Consider the following 25,411-nt stretch of genomic DNA (forward strand, 5'->3'; position numbering starts at 1 on the left):
TCCATATTTTTAAATCCGAGATTAAGTCGTTGAGTTTATAATTGGAAACTGTGACTCACAACTCATAATTGGAGCGAAGTAACTGGTGAGCAGCTTATTACAAGGAGTCAATCTGTACTTAATTGGGATTATGGGCGTTGGTAAGACGACAGTAGGGCGCTTACTCGCAAAGGAACTGAGTTATGGGTTTGTGGATACCGATAATGTGATTGCCCAAGCAACAGGTAAATCTATCAATCAGTTATTTGCACAAGTTGGTGAAGCCGGGTTTCGCCAGTTAGAAAGCGACGTACTTTCACAAATTTGTGCTTTTACAAAGTTGACTATAGCAACTGGTGGGGGCATTGTACTGCGGCGAGAAAATTGGGGTTACTTGCACCACGGTTTGATAGTATGGCTAGATGCGCCAGTGGAGATAATTTACAGCCGTTTAGCTGAGGATACCACAAGACCACTCTTGCAAGATGTTGATCCTCAAGGTAAATTGCGATCGCTCCTCGAACAACGAACACCACTTTACTCTCAAGCAGATTTGCACATCACCGAGCGAGAGGGAGAAACACCTGAAGACCTTGCCAAGCGAGTACTTGAGGCAATTCCTAGCGTTCTGAAAACACAAGTTTCTCATTAGGAAGACTCAAATTACCAAATTTTGGACATCCGTAGGACAAACCCTGGTAATTCTGGATTGCCAGTAACTGCTCCGGGATTTTCCAAAACTTCAAGTTCTCGATTCGGACGGTAAATGCAGACTTTTCGATTCTGCCGATCAATTAACCAGCCTAGTGATGCACCGTTATCGATATACTCCTGTATTTTGTCTTGTAATTTTATCAGCCGGTCGCTAGAGGAGCGTAACTCAATCACAAAGCTGGGACAAATTGGTGCAAATGAGGCTTTTTGTGCATCTGTTAAGGCGTTCCAGCGCTCGAGTTCAATCCAAGAAGCATCAGGGGAACGCATCGCTCCATTGGGTAGCGTAAAACCTGTACTGGAGTCAAAGCCTATGCCAGTCCCATCTTGTTCAGTCCAATACCCAAGCTGTGCAGCAATGTTAAAGTTACGGTTGCCCGTATCTGAAAAAGCTGGTGGCATAATGATGACTTCCCCATTAGGAGTACGCTCAATTCGTAAATCTCCATTGGCTTGACAAAATTCGTAGAACTGCTCATTTGTCATCTGCACAAGGGAGGGGAAATTTACCGTTAAGGGTGTGCTTTCAGTTTGAATTAGCAGCGTGGTCATTTTCATACCCTAGCTTCAGCCGAATGATTTCAATTTTAGAGGCTTGAAGGTGCGATCGCTTGCTTGTTGTGTTCGGTAATGTGGGAATATTGATTTATTTAGTAACAGTGATTCCGAACACTACCATCAGGCATAATAGTTCTACAGAATATTGCTCCTTCCAGATTTGCTTTATCTAAAATCGCGCCTTCAAAATTGGCATTAGTTAGATTAGCATTACTGAGATTTGCATAACTTAGGTCAATATACTCTAAAATTGAGTTACTTAAGTTTGTGTTAGATAAATTAACTCCACCTAAATTAATTTTTGTAAAAGAGATATGAGATAGATTTGCGCCTGAATCAAGATATATCGCTTTTGATAAATTAGTACCAGTAGGAAAAATAGTTTCCGAATTATAAAATGCTCCCAACAAATTTGTATTAGTCATGATGCTATAGCTTAGATCAGCATTACTTAAATTAGCACCACCTAAATAAGCATTAGTAAGGTTAGTACCTATTAAACTTGCATTTTTTAAATTGGCACTACTGAAAAAAGTATTGCTAAGATTAGATTCACTAAGGTTTGCACCACTCAAATTTACATCATTCATGTAAAGACCGCTTAAGTTAGCTCTACTTAAATCAAGAGAGTGTAAATCTCTGCAAGATAAAAGAGATTTTGGATGTCCAGATAAATTTACTCCAGAGGTAATGGGGATAGCTTGAGATAAATCAACATTTGCAGGAAAAATTGTTTCTGAACAGTAAATTGCTTCACTCAAGTTAACTCCAGTTAAATTGGCTTCGCTGAAATTGGCACGCATTAAATCAGTCTTACTTAGATTTGTATTTATTAAGTTAGCTCTAGTAAAATTAGCTTGACTCATTATAGATCTTACTAAACTTGCATTACTTAAATCAGCTTCTGTAAAGTCAGGATCTGTTAAGTTTGTCAATGCACAACCATGTTCACCCACGTCCAATTTAGCACCCTTTAAGTTTGCTCTTCTTAAATTAGTTGATTTAAAAGATGAGCTACTCAAGTTGCTTTCTTCAAGATTAATACCTTCTAAGTTGGCATTTTGGAAAAAAATTTCAATTAACCAAGCACCGCTCAAATTTGCATTACTTAGATTTACGCCTTGTAAAAGACCATTCCACAGTTTTATACTTAAACCTCCAACAAAGTTGGGAACTGTATCATGTATTGAAGGAAGAAGAAGAGGAGCTAAAAACCATTTTGCAGTTCAGAACTACAGGATAAATTCCGAGAAAATCAGGGAACCTCACCAAAAAACAATTGTCTTCTTCAGACCATTGAATCAGCTTTTAAATCGCCAAAATATTAACTAAACTTACTTCTTTTCTCTCGCCTCTGGCCTTATTGTTACAGGTTACAAAATCTTCTACACTGACTGAAATAGGTTTTAACTCTTAACGGCGGCTCCTCATGACGGTCAACGATTCTGAATACATCAGGCAAACTGAAGCCACTCGTGTACGTGTACTAAGCGAAGCACTACCTTATATTCAACAATTCGCCGGTCGCACTGTTGTTGTCAAATATGGTGGTGCAGCGATGAAAGAAAGCACCCTTAAAGATAAAGTCATCCGCGACATTGTATTTTTATCCTGTGTCGGCTTGCGTCCGATTCTAGTACACGGCGGTGGTCCAGAAATTAACAGTTGGTTAGATAAACTGGGAATTGAACCGCAATTTAAGGATGGTCTACGAGTCACCGATGCCGCCACAATGGATGTGGTGGAAATGGTTTTAGTTGGTCGAGTCAATAAAGAAATTGTCTCGCTGATTAACCAAGCTGGAGGCTTGGCTGTAGGACTTTGCGGTAAAGACGGTAATTTATTTACAGCCCGTCCCCAAGGTCAAGAAGGCATCGGCTTTGTGGGAGAAGTTAGCGGTGTTAATATCAAGATTTTGGAGACACTATCTAGTAATGGTTATATCCCAGTAGTGTCCAGCGTTGCCGCAGACGAAACGGGGCAAGCTTATAATATTAACGCCGATACTGTAGCTGGGGAAATTGCTGCTGCATTAGGAGCAGAAAAGTTAATTTTACTGACCGACACCAGTGGAATTTTAAGAGATTACAAAGACCAGTCTACTTTGATTCCGAAAGTAGATATCCGCGAAGCCCGCGAGTTGATTGCCAATGGTATAGTTAGCGGTGGGATGATTCCCAAAGTCAGTTGTTGTGTGCGATCGCTTGCTCAAGGAGTCCGTGCAGCACACATCATTGATGGTCGCATTCCTCACGCCCTGTTACTAGAAATCTTTACTGATGTTGGCATCGGGACAATGATTCTCGGTTCGCAGTTTACCTCTTAGAGGGAGATGAGGGAGTCCTACGGTGTATACGCAACTCATCAAATTACCCAAAACAAAAACCTCACCCTGTCCTGACTTTAATCCCTCTCCTTAGTAAGGAGAGGGACAGGTTTTGCTACGCAAAACCAATCTTTGAGGTTTCTTTGGGCTATTCGATAAACCCTAAATTGCGTCCGAGAGACTTGTGTGTAGGCTGTGGGCTGCGATCCAAAGGGAACAAGAGAAAACAAAACTAAAACCTCTACTAAACGGCTCTGCCTCCTTCAACTCTTTCAGATTGCCAGCGTTTGAAAAGATTCCAAAAAGATTGCTGGTATTGGCAAAATAAAAATAGTGCTGATTTTTTATATAAGACGTGAGTGCAGAAAGTTTAGAAATTGCGAAAACCCGCTACCAGACTGGGAAAATTGCCTTTGAAAATGGGCAATACCGCCAAGCCGTAGAAAATTTAGAAAAGGCCAGCGCCCTGTTAGCTGCTAATTCTCGCCTTGGGGGCGAAGTAGAAATTCATCTGGTGACAGCTTATGAAGCAGCTGGACGCACGGATGATGCGATCGCTCTTTGCGAAAGACTCAAACGCCATCCCCATTTAGAAACCAGCAAACAAGCGCGACAGATGCTTTACATCTTAAAAGCACCAAAGCTGAAAAGACCCAGCGAATGGATGACTGAAATTCCCGATTTGGGCGCATTATCTGAGAATGAACTCAAAATTAGTGTCGCTGCTAAGTCTACGAAATCTTCTGTCCAGCAGAAGCCTAAACTTGCCCAGCCAGAATTAGTTGACCTCAGTCAGGTCAATACCAGAGATAATCGCTTTATCTGGGTGGCGCTAATTGCCATTGGTTTAACCATCTCGTACTTGGTTTGGTTGAGTTTTTCAGGAACCCCTGGCTGATCCTAACAAAAGGATATTTCCGTGCTGGCGTTCCTTCCTGCCCTTGGAGAACGTCCGTCACTCAGCAATATAGTTCGGATCAGATCCCCCCGCCTGCGGCGACCCCCTTAAAAAGGGGGTAGAGGAAATAGCCCCCTTTTTAAGGGGGGTTGGGGGGATCTTCGAGAGATAAACAAGTTAACCGAAACATATTGCGCCGCCCAGTGGTAGAAGTCAAGATTGGTTAGAAAGTTTGACTTTTGGGGAGATTTATGGTTTCAACTTCTTCAATTTTCGGAAAGATTTTCTTGTGGTTCATTAGACCATTTAGTTTTGTGTTGGGAAATCTGAAATTTCTCTCACCACTGAATGGTCGAAATCGAATCAAGCGCGTCTTTCCGATCCGAAATCCGATTTTGTGGGTAGTGCTGTTAACATCCCTGCTACTATCTGGCTGTGTGAAGTACGATGTGGGGGTTAATTTTGATAATTCAAATAGTGGTGAACTAGTACAGCATATTAAGTTGGGAGAGCGGCTAACCAGTTTTAGTGGCGATTCTGTATACGAATGGTTGAATAGCATAGAACGCCGCACCCGTCAACTTCAGGGTAAAGTGCAACGAGTTTCCCCTGAAGAAATCATCGTCACAATTCCTTTTAGTAGTGGTAGGGAATTGCAAGAGAAGTTCAACGAATTTTTTAACTCGCGTGCGAATCAAACCTCTGAGACTGTGCAGGGCAAATCTGACTCAGAACTGCCGAAAATTGAATCAAACGTACTGTTGGAGCAGAACAATTTTTTACTTTTAGTCCGAAATCGGTTGATTTATGATTTGGATTTGCGATCGCTCTCTCTAATTGCCAGCAAAGGTAACGTTCTGGCTAATGCTGGTTCAATTCTCGATTTAGAATTTAACTTGAAGACTCCTTGGGGAGCCAAAAACATTCAACAAACTGAAACTGCGATGTCTAACGACAAGCCGCTAGGCGTCTACGCGCCAGAAAAAAATGGCAATCAACTAATGTGGAAACTCCAGCCTGGTGAGCTAAACCACATAGAAACTGTTTTCTGGCTTCCTAGTCCACTTGGTATTGGTGGGTTGTTAATTATCCTGTTTGTCTGGGGAGGATTGTACTTGAGATACAATTTCATGCCAGATCCCAGAATTCAGTTTGGTTCCAAAGCCGCAGCCATCCAAGAACAGTAGACTATTCATCTAATCAGCGAAGCCGATGGAGAATACATCGGCTTTTTACTTCACCAATACTTAGGGAAAACCTCTCTCCTAAAAGGAGAGAGACTTTGAATTTCCCCCCTGAGAGCGTCGGGAAGCGGGTTAAGTTTTCGTGGGCTTTTCCAGATCACATGAAAAGTCAGACATTGACAAGTTTCTTAAAATTGTCGAACAGTTACTTTATGGTAACTACTTTACTTTAGTAACTACTTACTTTTAGTATCTGATGTAATGCTTTGAAATTGAGACTCAAAAACAGTAAAAGCAGAAATCTTAGCTAATCAGGAGATATTTGTGGTAAACATTCTACATATTGATTCCAGCCCCCGTGCTGAACGATCGCACTCCAGAGAACTATCTAAAGAATTCGTCAGTGCTTGGAGGGCAGCGCATTCTGAAGACGCGGTCGCCTATCGAGATTTAGGGCATCACCCAGTTCCTCACGTTAATGAACCTTGGATTGCGGCGGCATTTTCACCACCAGAAACCCATACTCCAGAATTAACTGAGGCAATTAGGATTTCTGACGAACTGGTTGATGAGTTTTTGGCAGCCGATCGCTACGTCTTTGGAGTGCCAATGTATAACTTTAATATACCTTCCACTTTCAAGGCTTACATCGACCAAATCGTTCGCTCTAACCGGACTTTTGCTATAGATGCTCAAGGCGGTTATAGAGGTTTAGTTGAGGGTAAAAAGGCAATCATCATCACATCTCGCGGCGGTGACTTTAGCGCGACATCTCCTGCTGCTGCTTATGACTTCCAAGAACCATACCTGCGGGCGATTTTCGGCTTTATTGGGCTTACAGACATTCAATTTATCAACGCTAATAGTATGAATGAAGGTGATGCTGCCCGTACCCAATCTTTATCAGAAGCACAGGCAGCAATTCAAGGTGCGATCGCTCAATGGTAATGTATTCCCATTGATCATAATTACGAATTAGGAATTAGGAATTACGAATTGTTCAAGGTGACAATCGCTCAATTTTCCAAGTGCAATTGTCTAAACGGCTATAGAGCAAGCGATCGTGCAGACGGCTAGGGCGTCCTTGCCAAAACTCAATTTTTGTGGGGATCACTCGTAAACCTCCCCAATGAGGCGGTCGAGAAATCTCCTCATTTTCATATTTGCTCTTAAACTCCTGCAAGCGTTCTTCCAAGACTTCTCGGCTTTCTATCACCTCGCTTTGATTAGATACCCACGCACCCAGGCGACTGCTGGCAGGGCGACTGTTAAAATACTGATCCGACTCAGTTTCGGAAACTTTCTCCACATACCCACTAATTCGGACTTGACGCTCCAGTTCTGCCCACCAGAAGACTAAAGCCGCTTGGGGATTTTCTGCTAGTTCTTGTCCTTTGTGACTGTTGTAGTTGGTGAAGAAGGCAAAGCCCCGTTGATCAAAATCCTTCAGCAGCACCATTCTGGCTAAAGGCTTACCGTCTAGTGTGGCAGTGGCAATGGTCATGGCATTGGGTTCAGTAAGTTGCGCTGCTAGTGCCTGATCGAACCATTTTTTAAATTGCATAAAAGGATTGAGGTCTACTTCGAGTTCACTCAAACCTTCCAAGGTATAGTCTTTGCGAAGGTCAGCTACGGTTTTGTCCATTATGATTTGGTTTCTTGCGATCAGATACGCTTATAATTGTCTTTGTTAAAAATATCTATGATGATAATCAGCACGAGCAAGGATTTTAAAAATTCTTTCAAGGAATATCTAAAATAGGTTGCATAAAATGCGCCGTTCGTCCCTTCAACGTTTGTTAATTTATGGTCTAGGCGGTCCAATAATCGCTCTCAATGTCTGGCTGCTGTCTGTGCTTTTTCGCTATTTCCAGCATCCCATTACCGTCTTGAGCATTGCGGCGATTCTGGCTTTTCTCCTAAATTATCCGGTTAAGTTCTTTGAACGTGCCCGCATCACCCGCACTCAGGCGGTGATCATAGTTTTACTTGCAACATTAACCCTGTTTGGGATTCTGGGTGTCACCCTAGTACCGTTGATCATTGACCAAACAATCCAACTCTTAAAGAATATCCCTGATTGGTTAGGCGCAAGTCAAGCAAACCTAGACCGATTTGAGATGCTGGCAAAACAACGACGTTTGCCAATTGATCTCAGTGTTGTGAGCAGTCAAATCAATGCCAACATTCAAAATCTAGTGCAACAGCTAGCTTCTGGTGCAGTAGGATTTGCTGGAACACTGCTGTCAGGATTACTTGACTTAGTGTTAGTCATCGTGCTTGCATTTTATATGCTTTTATATGGCGATCGCGTGTGGAATGGTCTGATCAATCTTTTGCCCTCTCATATTGCAGATCCTCTCAGCAAATCCTTACGCCTAAATTTCCAGAACTTCTTCCTTAGCCAGTTGTTGCTAGGACTATTCATGGTGCTAACCCTGACGCCAATTTTCTTAGTAATGAAGGTGCCGTTTGCCCTGTTGTTTGCCATATTAATTGGTATTTCAGAACTGATTCCCTTTATCGGGGCGTCTCTCGGCATTGCTCTGGTGACGATTTTAGTACTGCTGCAAAATTGGTGGTTGGCAGTTCAAGTTGCGATCGCGGCGATTGTCATGCAGCAGGTTAAAGATAACCTGTTAGCTCCCAGGTTACTCGGCAACTTTATTGGACTAAATCCCATCTGGATTTTTGTGTCTATTTTGATGGGATTTGAGATTGCTGGGTTGTTGGGAACACTTGTTGCTGTTCCCATTGCTGGTACTATTAAAGGCACTTTCGATGCCCTCAAGAGCGGCAAGCCGAGTGACTTTGTATCAACTGTCACTATTGCCCATGATCCCCCCCCCCATTAAGGAGGCAGAGGGAGCAGGGGAGGATGGGGAGGATGGGGGAGAGAAGAATAACCAATACTTCGGCTTCGCTCAGTACAAGTGCCCAATGCCCAAGTCAAAAGTTGCACAATCTGATCTCACAATTCACAATGGTGATTGATTACAAATTTCCCAGGATACTGCCAGTAGGCAATGGCTGATTAAAAAAAGCGCAAGCAAATGTATAGAGTACACGCTTTGCTAATAGTCAATGACTTTAGTGTTGAATTTACGCTTTTTTGATTCTGATTAATTAACTTAGAACCCATTGATGGAAGCTTCCGAGCTATTAGAAACAATCACACTCCTGATTTACCAAGCCCAGCAGGGGGAAATTGATCCTTGGGATGTCCAAGTGATTGAGGTGATTGACCGTTACTTAGAACTGATGGCACCGGAGGGAATAGGAAGAGGCTATGAAGCGGACTTGTCTCAATCTGGACAGGCATTTTTGTCAGCATCAATGCTGGTATTATTCAAAGCCAATACTTTGATGCAATTGTCAACAGTCGGAAATGCACAGGATGGTGTAGAAGATGATGCTCTATTAGAAGATGAAGACGGTGTATCACATCAGGGTCATCGTCTACCATTAGAACGGCAATTGCGGCGTCGTCGAGCGGCAATGCCGCCACCAAAGCGCCGGGTGACTCTGCAAGAGTTAATCAAGCAATTGCAAATCATGGCGAACCAACTGAAACTAGTAGAAAAAGTCAGCAAACCTATCCGTCCTAGACGTCAGCCTAGCATCCAAAGTATGCGGGAGGCGCTGGAGTTAGCTCACCAGGAAAATCTGACAGAAGTCGCTGGGGAAATAGAGCAGGTGTTGAACTTGTCGGCAAGAGAATTAAGTTTAGAACAAAGTTGGTTAAATTTAGAAGAACTTGTAGAGTTGTGGACCCAGACAAAGCTTCTCAACCAAAATGGCTCTGGACATGAGTCTAAAGACAGTCAACTAGTTAGCGTTTTCTGGGCGCTACTACTACTCTCGGCTCAATCGAAAGTAGAGCTATTTCAAGAAGAATTTTACCATGAGATTAAAATCCGTTTACTTAGAGATTCAGCTAACTCCTGCAAACCTCTTGAGCATCCAATGAACTAAGAAAGCGAAAACTAGCTCTACAGATAATTTAGAGATTTTTGCTTCCGCCGTAAAATCCGAGTAAATTGAAAAGATAAGCGATCGCTTCTCATCTAAGTATACCTATGGTTGCAACAACCACTAAATTCCTGTTATCCCTGTTTTGAGAGATAACTTAGAGCAGAAATAAAAACTGATGATTAGCTTATCACTCGATGAAAGTAAACTGGCTAGTGGTTAAGGAATAAATTTTTATGAAAGCGATGATTCTCGCGGCTGGTAAGGGTACTCGCGTGCGTCCGATTACTTATACAATTCCCAAACCGATGATTCCCATCCTGCAAAAGCCAGTGATGGAGTTCTTGCTGGAACTGTTACGCCGACATGGATTTGACCAGATTATGGTTAACGTTAGTCATTTGGCTGAAGAAATAGAAAACTATTTTCGTGACGGTCAACGGTTTGGGGTAGAGATTGCCTATTCCTTTGAAGGGAAAATTGATGACGAGGGCAAACTTGAGGGGGAAGCAATAGGTTCAGCTGGAGGGATGCGGCGCATTCAAGACTTCTCACCGTTTTTTGATGATACCTTTGTGGTTTTGTGCGGTGATGCTTTGATTGACTTGGATTTAACTGCGGCGGTTAAATGGCATAAAGCTAAAGGTGCGATCGCTACCATTATTACCAAACCTGTCCCCAAAGAAGAAGTTTCTAGCTACGGTGTAGTTGTGACTGATGAAGATGGTCGCGTCAAAGCTTTCCAAGAAAAACCTTCAACTGAAGAAGCCCTCAGCACTAATATCAACACAGGTATTTACATCTTTGAGCCAGAGATTTTTAACTATATCCCCTCTGGTGTGGAATACGACATTGGTGGTCAATTATTTCCCAAATTGGTAGAAATCAAAGCTCCCTTCTACGCCATCCCTATGGACTTTGAATGGGTCGATATTGGGAAAGTACCAGATTATTGGCGAGCGATTCGCGGTGTCTTGCTGGGCGAAATCAAAAATGTGCAAATCCCCGGTCATGAAGTTGCGCCTGGCATCTACACTGGCTTAAATGTCGCCGTCAATTGGGACAAAGTGGATATCACAGGCCCAGTTTACATTGGTGGCATGACCAGAATCGAAGACGGAGCTAAAATTGTCGGACCAGCGATGATTGGCCCCAATTGCTGGATATGTAGTGGCGCAACAGTAGATAACAGCGTGATTTTTGAATGGTCGCGCTTGGGACCCGGAGTCCGGTTAGTCGATAAGCTGGTATTTGGACGTTATTGCGTAGATAAAACTGGGGCTGCGATCGATGTTCAAGCTGCTGCTTTAGACTGGCTGATTACCGATGCTCGTCAGACAGTGCCATCACATACCCCTCTTGAGCGACAAGCGATAGAGGAATTGTTGGGAACAAACGCAGATTAGGGCATGGGGAATGGGGCATGGGGAATGGGAACAAGGGGGAATAATCAATGCCCAATACTTCTCTACGAGAGGCTGCGCCAACGACTTCTCTACGAGACGCTACGCGAACGCTCAGTACAAGTGCCCAATGCCCAATACCCAATACCCAATCCTAACTATTTAGATACGTGTATCTTGTGAGACTTTGCTCGTAGGTTTGTAGCAGTCGCTGAGATTCCGCTAGGGTAATCCGCTTTTCTTCTAATGCTTTCTCGCAACGCTGGCGAATTTTTTCCACCATATCTTCGGAGTCATACTGGACGTAGCTCACTACTTCGCTCATGGTGTCACCTTTGACAACGTGTTCAATCTGGTAGCCTTTGGGCGTTAATTGGATGTGAACGGCGTTGGTGTCGCCAAATAGGTTATGCAAATTGCCCATGATTTCCTGGTAAGCTCCATTCAAGAACATCCCCAAATAATAGGGTTCTCCAGGCTTGTAGGTGTGTAACTCTAAAACCGACTTGACATCGCGCAGGTCAATAAAGCGGTCGATTTTACCATCACTGTCGCAGGTGAGGTCTGCTAAAATTCCCCGGCGGGTTGGTTCTTCATCCAAACGGTGGATTGGCATAATCGGGAATAGCTGATCGATCGCCCAGCAATCTGGTGCTGATTGAAACACTGACATATTCACGTAGTAGATGGAAGCCATAATTTTCTCTAGGTCTTCCAGCTCATCGGGTACGTATTCTTGCTGTCTAGTGATGTTAAGAATTTTCTGACAACAAGCCCAGTAGAGGCGTTCGGCTTTGGCTCGTTCTCTGAGGCGTAAAATTCCTAAGTTGAAGCGGCTGATGGCTTCTTCTTTGAATTGTGCGGCATCGTGATACAACTCTTGGTAATTCTCTTGGTTGATCGATTGGTAGCTTTCCCAAAGATAATTAATAATTGGGGATTCTCCCTCTTGCGGAGGTTCTGGTGCGTCGAGGGGGACATCACTAGTACTGAGAACATCAAAAATCAGCAGCGACTGATGGGAAGCCAGCGCTCGTCCACTTTCACTAATCAGTGTTGGTACGGGAATCTGGCGTTCAGCACAGGTATCTTTTAACTCTGCCACGATGTCGTTGGCATAGTTCTGCATGTTGTAATTTTTCGATGCATAGAAGTTGGTTTGGGAGCCATCATAATCTACACCCAAGCCACCACCAACATCAAGGTATTTCATATCCGCCCCCAGCATCGACAATTCCACATAAATGCGGCTGGCTTCTTGGATGGCATCTTTAATCACATTAATAGCAGAGATTTGGGAGCCGATGTGGAAGTGCATCAACTGCAAAGAATCGAGGAGGTTAGCTTCCCGTAACTTATCAACAGCCTCGATGATCTCAGGCATTGTCAAACCAAACTTAGCGCGATCGCCACTAGAGGCTCCCCAACGTCCCATGCCTTGGGTACTGAGTTTAGCACGAACACCTAATATCGGCTTAATACCTAACTGGCGATTGGCATCAATCACCAAATCAACCTCTTCAATCTGTTCTAAGACGATGACTGGTGTTTGCCCTAGTCTTTGGGCTAACATTGCCGTTTCGATGTATTCTCGGTCTTTGTAGCCGTTGCAAATTAACAATGCTCCTGGTGTATCCAGGACAGCCAGAGCAATCATTAGTTCTGGCTTGGAACCAGCTTCTAAACCAAATTGATGGGGCTTGCCAAATTTCACTAAATCTTCAATCAAATGCCGCTCTTGATTGCACTTGACGGGAAACACGCCACGATAGACGCCAGGGTAATTATAGCGGGCGATCGCTTTATTAAAACAAGCGTTCAACCGCTCAATCCGGTCTTCCAAAATATCGGAAAAGCGAATCAACATCGGAAGTCCCAAGTTGCGCTGTTTCATAGCGTTGACCAATTCAAACAAGTCTAGAGAACCCCCGCGATCGCCCTTGGGTGAAACGGTGACGTGACCAGCAGCGCTAATGGAAAAATAAGGTTGTCCCCATCCTTCAATCCGGTACAAGGCTTCGCTATCCTCAATTTTCCAGGAGCGAGGTAAATCTCCTGTGGTAGGACTAGGTGGTAACAGTTTTTTGTGCTTATGATTTTTCACTTCAGATTTCTGTCCATTGGCAGGTACTTGTACCACCTCGTCTGATGTAGCAGTTGAATCAACACCCATTTCTTCCTGACCTCTGTTTTTCACCCACGAGTTAACAATTTAGCGCATTCATTTGGGAACGTATATGCACCCAAAGATAATTTCTGAGATAAACTCTGATTGGTCAAGAGTCATTGGTCATTAGTCATTGGTCATTAGTCATTGGTCATTAGCCATTGGTCGTTAGTGCAAAACCCTTGGACAAAGGACAAAGGACAAAGGACAATTGACTAGATAAAAACTTTATTAAGTTTTGGGAGATAGCTTTGGAGCGCACATTTTTAGCAATTAAGCCTGACGGAGTACAACGGGGATTAGTGGGGGAAATTATCCGTCGCTTTGAAACTAAAGGTTTTACCCTAGTTGGTTTAAAGTTCCTGAAAGTCAGTCAGGAATTGGCCCAACAACACTATGATGTTCACCGGGAACGTCCCTTTTTTGCTGGACTAGTCGAATTTATCACTTCTAGCCCAGTGGTGGCGATGGTATGGGAAGGTGATGGCGTTATTGCATCTGCCAGAAAGATTATTGGTGCGACAAACCCCTTAACAGCAGAGCCAGGAACGATTCGCGGCGATTTTGGCCTAAATATTGGTCGCAACTTAATCCACGGTTCTGATGCTCAAGAAACCGCGCAAGGGGAAATAGCCCTTTGGTTTAAGGATGAAGAATTGGTCAATTGGCAACCACACTTAACGCCTTGGTTGCACGAGTAATACAGTAGGGAGTGGGGAGTTAAAAATTCATAACTAACGTTGTCTGCAACTTTTACTCAAACCTAACCCCCTAGCCCCCTTCCCTATCAGGGAAGGGGGAAAAATTAAAGCCTCTCTCCTAAAAGGAGAGAGGTCAGAATATTATAGTTACACATCGCGTTAACTAATAACTCCTCACTTCTTACTTAGAGACTTCGCTCTTTTCCGGTTCTACTTGGGGTAATTCAGTGCCAACACGCTTGGAAAATCCCCAGCCTAAAATCAGGAAGATCGCCGGAATCATTATCCATTCTGGTGGAACTAAGCTATCGTTCACCACTTTTAATAACAAGCGCAAGCCCACTAAGGCGACAGTTACATAGCCTGCATCCTCTAGGTTTTCATATTCGTCTAACCAACGAATAAACAATCCTGCCATGAATCGCAGCGTAATAATACCAACTGTTGCACCCGTCAGCACCAGCCATTTTTCTTGAGAAACTGCGATCGCAGTTGTCACACTATCCAAAGAAAATGCCAAATCTGTAAATGCAATCACAGGTATCGCTTGCAACAACGAATTAAAACGCGGTCCGTGATGATGCTCGTCTTCATTTTGTTGAGAGGTAAAGTGTTGGAATACCAACCACAGCAGGTAAGCAGCGCCTAATAGTTCAAATTGCCAGTATTTTTGTACCCAGGTGGCAGTTAAAATCAGAGTGATTCGCAGTATATATGCAACGACTAAACCAAAGTTGAGGGCTTTACGCTCAAGTTCTTTGTCTTCCAGCCCTTGAGCGATCGCAGCCAGGGCGATCGCATTGTCGGCAGATAACACCGCCTCTAAAAATATCAGGATCAGCAGAACTATCGGGGCTTCAAGGCTGACATGAAAGTTGAGGTAATCAAAAATTTGGTCTAGCATTCCAGGTTTCTCAAGCAGAAAAAATTAAAATTTGACAGAAACAGAGATTTTCATGTTAAAAAGCGCAATGAATTGCTACTCTAATCCAGCTTAACGTGGTTGTGGTGGATTTTGAAGGGGGTTGAATGTATGCGATCGCAGTGCTACTACAGTAGATTAAGTGTTATTTAATACATAAGAACTTTTAATATTAATATTGCTCATCAGGAATTTTATGAATATCCTATTATTAGCAATATTCTATATATAACAAAGAGAACGTAATGTCTAAACCTAACTGTAACTTTCACACCGCCAAGAAAAATGGAACTATTATCTTAGACTCTAACCACTTAGGTGATGTTGTAGAAGTTCATATAGACAAAGTAAAACGTAGGTTTTACGGTATTCGAGAAGACGGTATTGTAATAGAAGATAGCGGTGATTATGGAAATGATTTTAAACAACCTGTGATGCTCTATAAAATCTACTATTCCTTTTAAAAGGATGCTTGGGGAATGAATTATATAACTAAAGATAACAACGAACATAAGTGGATAGATGGTTTTAATACAGCTAGAGAAGCTTGGTTATATAGAGAAGTATTAATTGCTGAAGGTATAGCTATAAGATAGATAACTGTATAATTAAAACAAGCTTGCTACATATTCATCCAGGTCACTGCGCTTAACCTGCCAACTTCTACCAATCATTTTAGCTTTTAGCGTCCCCTCATTGAGCGCACCCTGAAAATTGGAGATTTTTTACTGGTATTTGATTTGCTAATGATGCTGAATGAAACCAACTAATGAACAAGCAATTGAATTATTCAAGGTGTGTCAGGATTTAACTCAGATGTACCTACCAATTTACTTAGTGAGATTAGATGAACGGACAACACGCATTTACATTTTGGCTGGACAAAACTTTGAAGTAGAAATATTGCCAAATGGGAGGGTGAGATATTTATGAATAAGGCAAATTTTCAAGCGATGACTAAACAAGAGTTAAGAGCTTATGTGTTAGAACATCGAGATGAACAAGAAGCTTTTTATGCATTAACGGACAAACTTAGAGAAGAACCAGGGATTGAAATTAGCTCAACAGAGCAGATGCATGAGCTAATTGAAGCAAGGTTAGATGAGGCTGATGTCAGAGATGCTTATACAGCACTAGAGGAAATTGCAGGGCTGGGGACAACACCCTTTGAAGACATTAAAAGGGAGCTAGGGATATGAGCTACCAAGTAGCATTAGCACCTTCATCTGTACAGAGAATTGTAGAATTGGACTCAGAGGTGCAGCAACGACTAGCACAAAAGTTAGAGGAACTAGCATTAAATCCACGTCCAGAAGACGCTCACCCATTGAAGGACACCGAACGGCTGTATAAGGTTCGTTTGGGTGAATACCGGATTATTTACCAGATTCAGGATCAACCCTTACTACTAACAGTGATAAAGATTGCACATCTAAAAGATTATTAAAGCTTATCTGGAAAAGCGATCACCTATATGCCAATACAGTTCTGTTAAGGCTAAAAACTAACACTGGCGTAGGTTGGGTTTCGTTCTCCTCAACCCAACATTATCAAGACTTGGTTGGCTAACGCTTACGCTCAACCCAACCTACTAATCTTCTTAACGCAAGCGTATTGGCCTATATGCCACCTAATCGTAACCAAAATAAAACATCAAAACCCTTGAGTTCAAAATTTACTCTACCACTACGCAACTAAAAATTTCACAAAATCTCTGCCAGCTTTACCAGCAGAATATTTGCTAAATCCAATAACTTAACGTCATCTGTATCAACACTATTTCCTTCACTATCTAATAAGTTTCTCACAGCAGATAACCGATCATCGGTTTCAGAAATTCTCCAAGATTCTTCTAAGTTTACGGCAAAATCAAACAGCGATCGCTCTCCTAAATCCTCTCTTACCTTGACAGCTACACTATCATTACTTACCAAAAATTCTTTAATAGCATCTAATCGAGAATTATCTAATATTTCATCATTTGCCCACGTTTCTAGCCAGTCTCCATCTACATCTTCAACATAAAAATTCACAAAATCAACCCCGTAAGTTAGCCAGCTTTGCTGCATTTGTCGGGCTGTTGCTAAAGCTTCAGAAAAAGTATCCACTTGATTGTCGCACCTGTGAGTTTCTCTTTTGTTAGCCATAGAAGCTGTAATTAGCAGGTAAGTATTTAAGCTAGAATCCAAATCTGGAATATCAAATTCCCGAAATTTCACGAAAATTTTAAATATTTGCCCCCAGAAAGGTAATCACTGTTATACAGTGCCACGTTGACTAACTGGTTGACAAAATCAGCATCCTTGGGATTGTAACTTAAGAACAGTCCTCTCTCGATTTCCCACGATCGCAGTGTGTTTTGCCAAGCTTGGTACTTTTGGTAATTAAATTCTTCAGAGACACTAGTTACTTGAATACACAGTGGTTCATTGTTACGACTAACAATTAAATCTGTTGCCATAGAAAGGTCGGCAATATAACGCTGCCAAAAACTACCTTCTCGACTGACAATATCTTGAGCGATTAATTTAATGATATCATCATCAAGCTGATTAAATTCGCCTGCCATTAATTTTTGTTTCCAAATATAAAACTTGGAGTCACTTGCATTAAACCATCTCGGAAAGAGATAAGCATACCAATATCTCTCAATCGGTGTCATCTGCTCAAACTTTGCTTTTTGTTCTTCTTCTGAAGGTAAGGATTTGATTATCAGCCAAATTGTTGAATCCGTAATCACTTCTAGAAGAAAGGCAACGACAAAAGGTTTTGCAGTCAGGGAACCTGGCTTAATATTCTTTACCCAACGATTGATTTCATCTAATCTTCTCGCTAAATTCTGATCTATCGAGGAGGCTTGCTCGATAAGGGACTTTAGCTTCTCCTTAATCTCTTTAGCTTGCAAACGATGCCCTACTTTCAGAAGATAACGCTTTTTTCACACACTTCTAACTAAATTTTAACTTGAAAATGTCTTTACTTAATTTACTAATGTCATTAAATATTCTCTAGTTCGATGCCCTGTATACGTAAAACCTCCCGTAGTCGAGCAATTTCTTGTTCTGCTTGTTGGGCGCGTTCTTCTGCCTGTTGGGCGCGTAAAGTTTCTTCTTGGGCTACTTCTTCAGATGATAGTATTAATTGATTTTCAGTAGTGAATAATCTTAATTTACCTTCATAAACTCCCAAATAAAGTTCTAACTGCTGACTCCACAAACGTCCATCAGTGGTGCGTTGAATCTCTTGATACTTCCCATCTACTAAATGAAATCCCTGAAGTTCCATTGTTACAGGGTGAAACCAGAAATAATCTGGTGTACGGAAGGTATCCTGATAAACTTGTTTTTTTAAGCCTTTATCAACTGCTGCCGTTGAACTTGACAAAATCTCCACAATCAGATTTGGATATTTGCCGTCTTCTTGCCAAACTACCCAACTCTTACGGTCTTTTTTCTCGGTTCCCAAAACTACAAAAAAGTCTGGGCCACGGAACTTTTCTGATTTTTTCTGGTTAGGACTGTAGTAAATCGTCAAATTGCCAGAAGCATAGAAATCTTCCCTTTCTCGCCACCATAATTTGAGTATGCGAATCAGTAAATCGATTTGTTCTCGGTGCAGGTCACTTTACAAGGGTGGTTCGTCACTCAGTATATCGCCTGGAGGAAAAATAACTTCCTCCTCTGAAATTTCATCAGAGATAATTTCTATGGTAGCAGGTTCAGACATCAGCGATCGCTCCGCGATTTACGTTCATTTTACTGAAAACTCGGTAACTTGCAGATAGCTTTGAAAACTTGCAATAACTCAATTGCATCTGGAGATTGACTCAAATTTAATAATGGCATTAACTCATAAGTTGACTGGTTGTCATGTCTTAGATAAACAAATTGATAAAGCTGTCCATTAGTTACCAAACCCCAAACTGATGATTGTTGCTCTAAACTCTTAAAAGCATAAGTGAGTAATTGAGGTAAACCCTCAATCACATTGACCGAACTATTTTTTGTTTCAATCACTAGAACCCAAAATGGCGGCGCAATATTACTTTGAGGACTGTTGATTGCTAAAATATCCATCCGCCCGGTAATTCTTCTGTCTTCATCTTCGATTGCGATCGCAATGCTATCTTCCATTGTCAACCGAATCGGCACATCGTAAAATCCGGCTAACCGCATTAATGGTGCGATCGTTAAGAATTTAACTAAGCCTTCAGAAATTTTACCTGCGCTTAAATAACGATCAAAGTCGTTTCTGATTCGCAATAAATCCTGCTGTTCAAACTCAGAGAGTGGGTCTAGCCTTAAGAAATCTGTAAATGAACAATTTGAAAGCTTTTCTAGTTTGAGAAAGCGATGAACATCGTTGAGAGATAGGCTGCTAGCTTCGACGATGAGTGTCATAGTTTCAGGCTTTGTTTGTCAACACTACTTACATATTGCAACATTCCTGGTAGATAGGCTGCAAAACCTCTTTACATTTCTTGCTCGCTTGCTTTTTGTAGATGAAAATGAATGTAAACTAAATAAACCTCATCTAAGTTTATAAGCGTAGTTTTCGCCCTCACCCTAAATCCCTCTCCCAGAGATGGGAAAGGGACTTTGAAATTCTGGCTCCCCTTCTCCCAAATCTGGAATTCGGGGTTGGGGGATGAGGGCAAATCCTTTTCACCACCAAAGAACTACAGCTTTCAAGATAGACCTGGTTTAACTCGGCAATTTCTACCCAGCTTAACGAAAATCTAAACACTCTACAGCATAACTGGGTTAAAAATAGGTTTTAGTAACAATAGCGATCGCACTCATAACTATGTCTAAACCAACTATAGAATCAATCCTACAAGAGAACCGCCTCTTTTATCCTAGTTCGGAATTCTCAAAAAACGCCCACATCAAAAGCTTGGATGACTATCAGCGTATCTACGCTCAAGCCAAAGCCGATCCGCAGCAATTTTGGGCAGATTTGGCTGGAACAGAATTAGAATGGTTCCAAAAATGGGATACAGTATTAGATTGGCAACCGCCTTTTGCTAAATGGTTCGTTGGCGGTAAGATTAATATTTCTTACAATTGCCTTGACAGACATCTCACTACTTGGCGCAAAAATAAAGCAGCATTGATTTGGGAAGGAGAACCAGGAGATTCGCGTACCCTCACATACTCCCAACTGCACCGGGAAGTTTGCCAGTTCGCCAATGTATTGAAGCAACTAGGTGTAAAAAAAGGCGATCGCGTCGGTATTTATCTGCCCATGATTCCCGAAGCTGCGATCGCGATGTTAGCTTGTGGGAGAATTGGCGCACCCCACACTGTCGTATTTGGTGGTTTTAGTGCCGAAGCTTTGCGCGATCGCTTAATTGATGTTCAAGCTAAACTGGTAATCACGGCTGATGGTGGTTGGCGCAAAGATGCGATCGTCCCTCTCAAAGAACAGGTAGATAAAGCCTTAGCTGATGGTGCTGTTGCCAGTGTCGAAAATGTCCTAGTTGTCAAGCGTACTGGACAAGAAACTGATATGCAGTTGGGGGGACGCGATCATTGGTGGCATGATTTACAAAAAGGTGCATCAGCCGATTGTCCCGCCGAACCAATGGACAGCGAAGATATGCTATTTGTCCTCTACACTTCTGGCAGCACCGGCAAACCGAAGGGTGTAGTGCATACAACTGCTGGTTATAATTTATATACCCATATAACCACCAAGTGGATATTCGATCTGCAAGATACAGATGTATATTGGTGTACCGCCGATGTAGGTTGGATTACGGGACACAGCTACATTGTCTACGGTCCCCTTTCCAACGGTGCAACAACGTTGATGTATGAAGGTGTGTCCCGTGCTTCTAATCCTGGTTGTACATGGGATGTAATTGAAAAATATGGCGTTAATATTTTTTATACTGCACCTACGGCAATTCGCGCATTTATTAAGATGGGAGAAGAACATCCGAATGCGCGAAACCTGTCTTCATTGCGTTTGCTGGGAAGCGTCGGCGAACCGATTAACCCAGAAGCTTGGATGTGGTATCACAAAGTAATTGGTGGCGATCGCTGTCCAATTGTTGATACTTGGTGGCAAACAGAAACCGGCGGTATCATGATTACACCACTACCAGGAGCAATTCCCACCAAACCCGGTTCAGCAACTCTTCCCTTCCCTGGAATTATCGCAGATATCGTAGATTTATCAGGAAACACCTTACCCAATAAGGAAGGCGGTTATCTAGCGGTGCGACATCCTTGGCCAGGAATGATGCGGACAGTCTACGGCGATCCAGAACGCTTCCGCCGCACCTATTGGGAACACATTCCCCCCAAAGATGGTAATTATACTTACTTTGCTGGTGATGGCGCAAGACTTGATGAAGATGGTTACTTCTGGGTAATGGGTCGGGTGGATGACGTATTGAATGTATCGGGACATCGCCTCGGTACAATGGAACTAGAATCAGCCTTGGTTTCTCACCCAGCAGTTGCAGAAGCGGCGGTAGTGGGTAAACCGGATGAACTCAAGGGTGAAGAAATAGTTGCTTTTGTGACTTTAGAAGGCACTTATCAGGGAAGTGAGGAACTGAGTAGAGAACTCAAACAGCACGTTGTCAAAGAAATTGGTGCGATCGCGCGTCCGGGAGAAATTCGCTTTACAGAGGCTTTGCCCAAAACGCGATCGGGTAAGATTATGCGCCGCTTATTGCGGAATCTAGCTGCTGGAGAAGAGGTATCTGGGGATACTTCCACATTAGAAGATAGAAGCGTGTTGGATAAATTGCGGGGAGATGCGTAGCAATTTTAGCTATTTCGCCGTAAGCTTCCCATGATGTTTAGTTTTAGCGATGGCTACTTTATACCTAAACTGGGTTAAAACTGCGATGCCTTCTCTACGAGACGCTATGCGAACGGCGGGCGTAGCGATCGCTAGACTCTAAAAAAACAGCATAAATTTTTAACCCCCTTGCTCTCAGATATAACCAAGGTGCTACACTACATCCATGCTAGGGGTGCCTACATAACCAGGCTGAGATCACACCCTTAACACCTGAGTCTGGGTAATACCAGCGGAGGGAAGCTGTTTATCGAGGAATTATAATATGCGGACAGAATGGGTTGCTAAACGGCGTGGACAGGCTAATGTATCTCAAATGCATTACGCCCGCCAAGGTGTTATCACCGAAGAAATGCACTACGTCGCCCAACGGGAAAATCTCCCTGCGGATCTCATTCGTGAGGAAGTGGCGCGGGGACGAATGATTATTCCCGCTAATATTAATCATACTAATTTAGAGCCGATGGCTATTGGCATCGCCTCCAAATGTAAGGTAAATGCTAATATCGGCGCTTCTCCCAACTCTTCTAATCTTCAGGAAGAAGTTGATAAGCTGCATCTGGCGGTAAAGTATGGTGCTGATACCTTAATGGACTTATCTACAGGCGGCGGTAATTTGGATGAAATTCGCAGCGCTATTATTAAGGCTTCACCTATTCCCATTGGTACAGTACCCGTTTACCAAGCTTTAGAAAGTGTCCACGGCACAATCGAGAATCTGACTGCTGATGACTTTCTCCATATCATCGAAAAGCACGCCCAGCAAGGAGTAGACTATCAAACTATCCACGCAGGGATTTTGATTGAGCATTTGCCTTTGGTGAGAAACCGGCTTACTGGTATTGTCTCTCGCGGCGGCGGTATTTTGGCGCGGTGGATGCTACATCACCACAAACAAAACCCGCTTTATACCCATTTCCAAGACATTATTGAGATTTTCAAAAAATATGATGTCTCCTTCAGTTTAGGAGATTCTCTGCGTCCCGGTTGCACCCATGATGCCTCAGATGAAGCACAATTAGCTGAATTGAAAACCCTTGGACAGCTAACTCGCAAAGCCTGGGAAGATGACGTCCAGGTGATGGTGGAAGGGCCTGGACATGTGCCAATGGATCAAATTGAGTTCAACGTCCGTAAGCAGATGGAAGAGTGTTCTGAAGCACCTTTCTATGTGTTGGGGCCATTGGTGACAGACATTGCTCCCGGTTATGACCATATCACTTCAGCCATTGGAGCAGCTATGGCGGGATGGTACGGTACTGCAATGCTGTGTTATGTAACACCTAAAGAACATTTGGGTCTGCCAAATGCCGAAGATGTCAGAAATGGGTTGATTGCCTATAAAATAGCAGCTCATGCGGCGGATATTGCTAGACATCGCCCTGGTGCAAGGGATAGAGACGATGAACTTTCTAAGGCGCGTTACAACTTCGATTGGAACCGTCAGTTTGAATTATCACTCGATCCAGAAAGAGCTAAGGAATATCACGATGAAACTCTCCCAGCAGACATCTATAAAACTGCTGAGTTTTGTTCGATGTGTGGGCCGAAGTTCTGCCCAATGCAAACTAAGGTTGATGCTGATGCGCTGACAGAATTAGAGAAGTTCTTGGCGAAAGAGGCTGTGACTCAAAGCTAACAGACACAGTAGGGGCAATTCATGTAGCTTTAGCTGACCGCAGGGTATTGCCCCTACTTGATGAATTAAAATTCAATTTCAATCGTCAAGCTGCGAATCTTTCCTGTATCTGCCTCAGACTTATCTGCAACTTCCAGAGTCCAGGTTCCTTGGGGACTTTTACCTTTAAAGGCAGCAAGTTTAAGGGTATTTACCTCATCATAAGTTGTTTTGATATTATCTGTACCTCCGCCTTGGCGATCGTGCAGAATGATCGGAAGTACGCCTATTTGCACTGGGGGGAGGAGAGTAACTACAAGATCACCAATAAAAGTATGCTCAATGTCTACATTAACTTTGATGGATTTCACAAGGCTAGTATTAGCGATCGCCAACGATAATGTTGATGTTTGCAAGTCGTTAATTGGGATATCTTGGACTGCTTTGAATATGCTAATGGGCAATCTTTGAGCTGGCTTGGCCAATTCTACAGCTTTGAGAGCATTCATCCGACCGTAACCGTAGAAGGGGCTGCGACCATTTTTATCATATTTACCTTCAGATGGATCAATGCGATCGCTGGAGCGTTTAATAATGTCTCGCACTTCATCCCAACGCAGATTTGGGTTTCTGGCAATAATCAGGGCTGCTACACCGGCTGCACCTGGACAAGAACTGGAAGTTCCGCCGAATTCGTTTGTGTAGTTACCTGCGGCTTCACCCAGATTCCGATTACCCGAATTATAACCAAGTACACCAGAGCGATCGCTTGTCCAAATTCCAGGGGTTTGAGAACTGTCACCATTATTGCTGGGGAAGGCGCACCACACCGCCTGACCAAAGTCACTGTAAGGGCTTCTGGTGCCAAAGTCGTTACAAGCTGCCACCGCAATCACCTTTTGATAGCTGGCGTAGCCGTCGTTATCCACGCTTTCGTTACCATTCCCAGCCGCGAATAAAATTACACAGCCTTTGCCGTTACGCCCTTTATTGATTGCAAAATCTATAGCAAGTCGTGTAGAGTCAGGCAGAGGTACTTTCTGTTTGTGTACAGGATCGTTTGGTTCAAACCAAACACCATCTGCTGGACCCCAGCTACAAGAAATCACATCAGCACCATTTTGAGCCGCCCAAATAAAAGCATCTGCTTCATCCTGCGAACCCAGCGCCGAAGCTAAACGAATCGGCATCAGCTTTGCACCCGGTGCCACACCAGATGCACCAAAGTTCCCGTTTGCACAAGCTACTCCTGCACAGGCTGTCCCGTGGTTATTGTCGTTTCCCGGCGTGGGATTGTTAGTTTTACGTGTGATATCACGCGGGGCAACAATTTTTCCAGAGGAACGGAACTCTTCATGATCCAGATCCACACCGTCGTCGATAATTGCAATAATCGTCCCTGTGCCATCGCTTAACTTCCAAGCTGCCTCGACGTTGGCATGGGCGTTGATTACCTTACCATTAATTGTTGTTTGCTTTAAGTGCCACTGCTGCGGGAAAACCTGACGTTGGCGTGATTCACGCACTAGTTCAGGATGGCAGAGTTCAACCGATTCTTGATTCAGAAGTCTCTCGGCGATGTCAAAGACGGCTATACCAGTATTTGCAGGTGCATTGACAAAGTAAGCATTTCGTGCATATTCAAGTTGGCGTTTAATTGTTAAGCCGTAACGTCCTAATACCTCCTCGTAGACGCTTAACTCCTCTTGGTTATCGAATTTAACAAAGAGGTTTTCGGTGTAGACTACAGGTTGTTTGGATACTGGATCGATAAGAACACGTCCGGCAAATTGGACTTCAGACTCTTGGTTAAGAATTTCACGGGCGCGATCGCGTAAAGCGACATCCTGAGTCGGAACTTTTGCTCGCAAAATTTCCACACCCGCTTGCCGAAACCGCGTTACTAACTCAAATTGATTAAGGATGCTACGAGCTGGGGGTGACATCGGTGCAACTTCAAACGGTCTTGCACCGACAAGATTACTGCGGCTTTCGGTACGCACGACAACGTGTTCGTTACTAATCGCCAGTTCATACTGTTGGCCGTTCTGTCCACCATAGCGAACCTGAACCATAATTTAATCTCCTGGGATATTAACATAATTCGTAATTCGTAATTCGTAATTCGTAATTAAGTTTTGCAACGGGGA

At 43.1% G+C, this 25,411-nt stretch carries 24 protein-coding genes, 2 pseudogenes and 1 riboswitch; of the genes and pseudogenes, 15 read left to right on the forward strand and 11 right to left on the reverse strand.

Annotation, left to right across the window (positions count from 1 at the left end; genetic code table 11):
- Positions 1-85 precede the first annotated feature (85 nt).
- A complete protein-coding gene (locus tag V7K15_RS20490; protein ID WP_334908188.1) occupies positions 86-631 on the forward strand; it encodes a shikimate kinase in 546 nt (181 codons plus the stop codon).
- Positions 632-642: 11 nt separating this feature from the next.
- On the opposite strand, the gene V7K15_RS20495 is transcribed toward V7K15_RS20490, so the two are convergent.
- The 3 genes and pseudogenes from V7K15_RS20495 to V7K15_RS30045 form a co-directional block, all read right to left on the reverse strand.
- Positions 643-1,245, reverse strand: coding sequence for a Uma2 family endonuclease (locus V7K15_RS20495; protein WP_334908190.1), 603 nt, complete (start codon positions 1,243-1,245; stop codon positions 643-645).
- A gap of 98 nt (positions 1,246-1,343) precedes the next feature.
- Entirely contained in the window at positions 1,344-2,348 is a 1,005-nt protein-coding gene (locus V7K15_RS20500) for a pentapeptide repeat-containing protein (RefSeq protein WP_334908192.1), read from the reverse strand.
- Between the two features lie 3 nt (positions 2,349-2,351).
- Positions 2,352-2,438: pseudogene (locus V7K15_RS30045) on the reverse strand (hypothetical protein); the annotation flags it as partial.
- A 242-nt stretch (positions 2,439-2,680) separates the two neighbouring features.
- Here V7K15_RS30045 and argB point away from each other — a divergent pair.
- From argB to V7K15_RS20520, 4 genes are all read left to right on the forward strand, one after another.
- The gene (gene argB, locus V7K15_RS20505; RefSeq protein WP_334908194.1) at positions 2,681-3,577 is read left to right on the forward strand and encodes an acetylglutamate kinase; all 897 of its coding nucleotides are present in this window, start codon (positions 2,681-2,683) and stop codon (positions 3,575-3,577) included.
- Between the two features lie 355 nt (positions 3,578-3,932).
- A complete protein-coding gene (locus tag V7K15_RS20510; RefSeq protein ID WP_334908196.1) occupies positions 3,933-4,475 on the forward strand; it encodes a tetratricopeptide repeat protein in 543 nt (180 codons plus the stop codon).
- A 251-nt stretch (positions 4,476-4,726) separates the two neighbouring features.
- Positions 4,727-5,662 (forward strand): DUF3153 domain-containing protein, encoded by a 936-nt coding sequence (locus tag V7K15_RS20515; protein ID WP_334908198.1) that lies wholly within the window; start codon positions 4,727-4,729, stop codon positions 5,660-5,662.
- A 321-nt stretch (positions 5,663-5,983) separates the two neighbouring features.
- Entirely contained in the window at positions 5,984-6,607 is a 624-nt protein-coding gene (locus tag V7K15_RS20520; RefSeq protein ID WP_334908200.1) for an FMN-dependent NADH-azoreductase, read from the forward strand.
- A gap of 52 nt (positions 6,608-6,659) precedes the next feature.
- Here V7K15_RS20520 and pdxH read toward each other — a convergent pair whose 3' ends face one another.
- On the reverse strand, positions 6,660-7,304 hold the full coding sequence (gene pdxH / locus V7K15_RS20525) for a pyridoxamine 5'-phosphate oxidase (protein WP_334908202.1): 645 nt from the start codon (positions 7,302-7,304) through the stop codon (positions 6,660-6,662).
- A gap of 127 nt (positions 7,305-7,431) precedes the next feature.
- On the opposite strand from pdxH, the gene V7K15_RS20530 reads away from it, so the two are divergent.
- The 3 genes from V7K15_RS20530 to V7K15_RS20540 all read left to right on the forward strand — a co-directional run bounded on the left by V7K15_RS20530 (position 7,432) and on the right by V7K15_RS20540 (position 11,037).
- The gene (locus V7K15_RS20530; RefSeq protein WP_334908205.1) at positions 7,432-8,514 is read left to right on the forward strand and encodes an AI-2E family transporter; all 1,083 of its coding nucleotides are present in this window, start codon (positions 7,432-7,434) and stop codon (positions 8,512-8,514) included.
- Positions 8,515-8,803: 289 nt separating this feature from the next.
- Positions 8,804-9,634 (forward strand): ScpA family protein, encoded by an 831-nt coding sequence (locus tag V7K15_RS20535; protein WP_334908207.1) that lies wholly within the window; start codon positions 8,804-8,806, stop codon positions 9,632-9,634.
- Positions 9,635-9,867: 233 nt separating this feature from the next.
- Positions 9,868-11,037 carry an NDP-sugar synthase gene (locus tag V7K15_RS20540; RefSeq protein ID WP_334908209.1) on the forward strand — a complete coding sequence of 390 codons (1,170 nt, stop codon included), beginning with the start codon at positions 9,868-9,870 and terminating at the stop codon, positions 11,035-11,037.
- A gap of 151 nt (positions 11,038-11,188) precedes the next feature.
- Here the strand turns inward: V7K15_RS20540 and speA are convergent, their stop codons facing one another.
- Positions 11,189-13,207 (reverse strand): biosynthetic arginine decarboxylase, encoded by a 2,019-nt coding sequence (speA, locus tag V7K15_RS20545; protein WP_334908211.1) that lies wholly within the window; start codon positions 13,205-13,207, stop codon positions 11,189-11,191.
- A gap of 245 nt (positions 13,208-13,452) precedes the next feature.
- On the opposite strand from speA, the gene ndk reads away from it, so the two are divergent.
- Positions 13,453-13,902: a nucleoside-diphosphate kinase gene (gene ndk, locus V7K15_RS20550; RefSeq protein ID WP_334908213.1), complete on the forward strand. Its 450-nt coding sequence runs from the start codon at positions 13,453-13,455 to the stop codon at positions 13,900-13,902.
- Positions 13,903-14,083: 181 nt separating this feature from the next.
- Here the strand turns inward: ndk and V7K15_RS20555 are convergent, their stop codons facing one another.
- Entirely contained in the window at positions 14,084-14,806 is a 723-nt protein-coding gene (locus tag V7K15_RS20555; RefSeq protein ID WP_334908215.1) for a TerC family protein, read from the reverse strand.
- A gap of 263 nt (positions 14,807-15,069) precedes the next feature.
- Here V7K15_RS20555 and V7K15_RS20560 point away from each other — a divergent pair, with 263 nt between their 5' ends.
- The 4 genes from V7K15_RS20560 (at position 15,070) to V7K15_RS20575 (ending at position 16,271) form a co-directional block, all read left to right on the forward strand.
- Positions 15,070-15,288: a hypothetical protein gene (locus V7K15_RS20560; protein WP_334908217.1), complete on the forward strand. Its 219-nt coding sequence runs from the start codon at positions 15,070-15,072 to the stop codon at positions 15,286-15,288.
- Between the two features lie 292 nt (positions 15,289-15,580).
- Entirely contained in the window at positions 15,581-15,757 is a 177-nt protein-coding gene (locus V7K15_RS20565; protein ID WP_334802107.1) for a DUF6888 family protein, read from the forward strand.
- Positions 15,754-16,023: a DUF6887 family protein gene (locus V7K15_RS20570; RefSeq protein WP_334908219.1), complete on the forward strand. Its 270-nt coding sequence runs from the start codon at positions 15,754-15,756 to the stop codon at positions 16,021-16,023. Before V7K15_RS20565 ends, V7K15_RS20570 begins: the two co-directional genes overlap by 4 nt.
- Entirely contained in the window at positions 16,020-16,271 is a 252-nt protein-coding gene (locus V7K15_RS20575; RefSeq protein ID WP_334908221.1) for a type II toxin-antitoxin system RelE family toxin, read from the forward strand. Before V7K15_RS20570 ends, V7K15_RS20575 begins: the two co-directional genes overlap by 4 nt.
- 256 nt (positions 16,272-16,527) lie before the next feature.
- Here V7K15_RS20575 and V7K15_RS20580 read toward each other — a convergent pair whose 3' ends face one another.
- The 4 genes and pseudogenes from V7K15_RS20580 to V7K15_RS20595 form a co-directional block, all read right to left on the reverse strand.
- A complete protein-coding gene (locus V7K15_RS20580) occupies positions 16,528-16,971 on the reverse strand; it encodes a hypothetical protein (RefSeq protein ID WP_334908269.1) in 444 nt (147 codons plus the stop codon).
- A gap of 68 nt (positions 16,972-17,039) precedes the next feature.
- The gene (locus V7K15_RS20585; RefSeq protein ID WP_334908223.1) at positions 17,040-17,729 is read right to left on the reverse strand and encodes a hypothetical protein; all 690 of its coding nucleotides are present in this window, start codon (positions 17,727-17,729) and stop codon (positions 17,040-17,042) included.
- 92 nt (positions 17,730-17,821) lie between these two features.
- Positions 17,822-18,550, reverse strand: a pseudogene (locus V7K15_RS20590) (Uma2 family endonuclease).
- A 29-nt stretch (positions 18,551-18,579) separates the two neighbouring features.
- A complete protein-coding gene (locus tag V7K15_RS20595) occupies positions 18,580-19,224 on the reverse strand; it encodes a restriction endonuclease subunit R (RefSeq protein ID WP_334908225.1) in 645 nt (214 codons plus the stop codon).
- 406 nt (positions 19,225-19,630) lie between these two features.
- On the opposite strand from V7K15_RS20595, the gene acs reads away from it, so the two are divergent.
- Together acs and thiC are read left to right on the forward strand one after the other, a co-directional pair.
- Complete coding sequence (gene acs, locus V7K15_RS20600; RefSeq protein ID WP_334908227.1) at positions 19,631-21,604, forward strand: acetate--CoA ligase; 1,974 nt, start codon at positions 19,631-19,633, stop codon at positions 21,602-21,604.
- 200 nt (positions 21,605-21,804) lie between these two features.
- Positions 21,805-21,901, forward strand: a riboswitch (TPP riboswitch).
- 7 nt (positions 21,902-21,908) lie between these two features.
- Positions 21,909-23,282, forward strand: a complete 1,374-nt coding sequence (gene thiC, locus V7K15_RS20605; RefSeq protein WP_334908229.1) for a phosphomethylpyrimidine synthase — start codon at positions 21,909-21,911, stop codon at positions 23,280-23,282.
- A 65-nt stretch (positions 23,283-23,347) separates the two neighbouring features.
- Here thiC and V7K15_RS20610 read toward each other — a convergent pair whose 3' ends face one another.
- Positions 23,348-25,336: a S8 family serine peptidase gene (locus V7K15_RS20610; protein WP_334908231.1), complete on the reverse strand. Its 1,989-nt coding sequence runs from the start codon at positions 25,334-25,336 to the stop codon at positions 23,348-23,350.
- Between the last annotated feature and the right edge of the window lie 75 nt (positions 25,337-25,411).

Origin of the sequence: Nostoc sp., assembly GCF_036919815.1 — a bacterium.
GTDB lineage: Bacteria > Cyanobacteriota > Cyanobacteriia > Cyanobacteriales > Nostocaceae > Nostoc.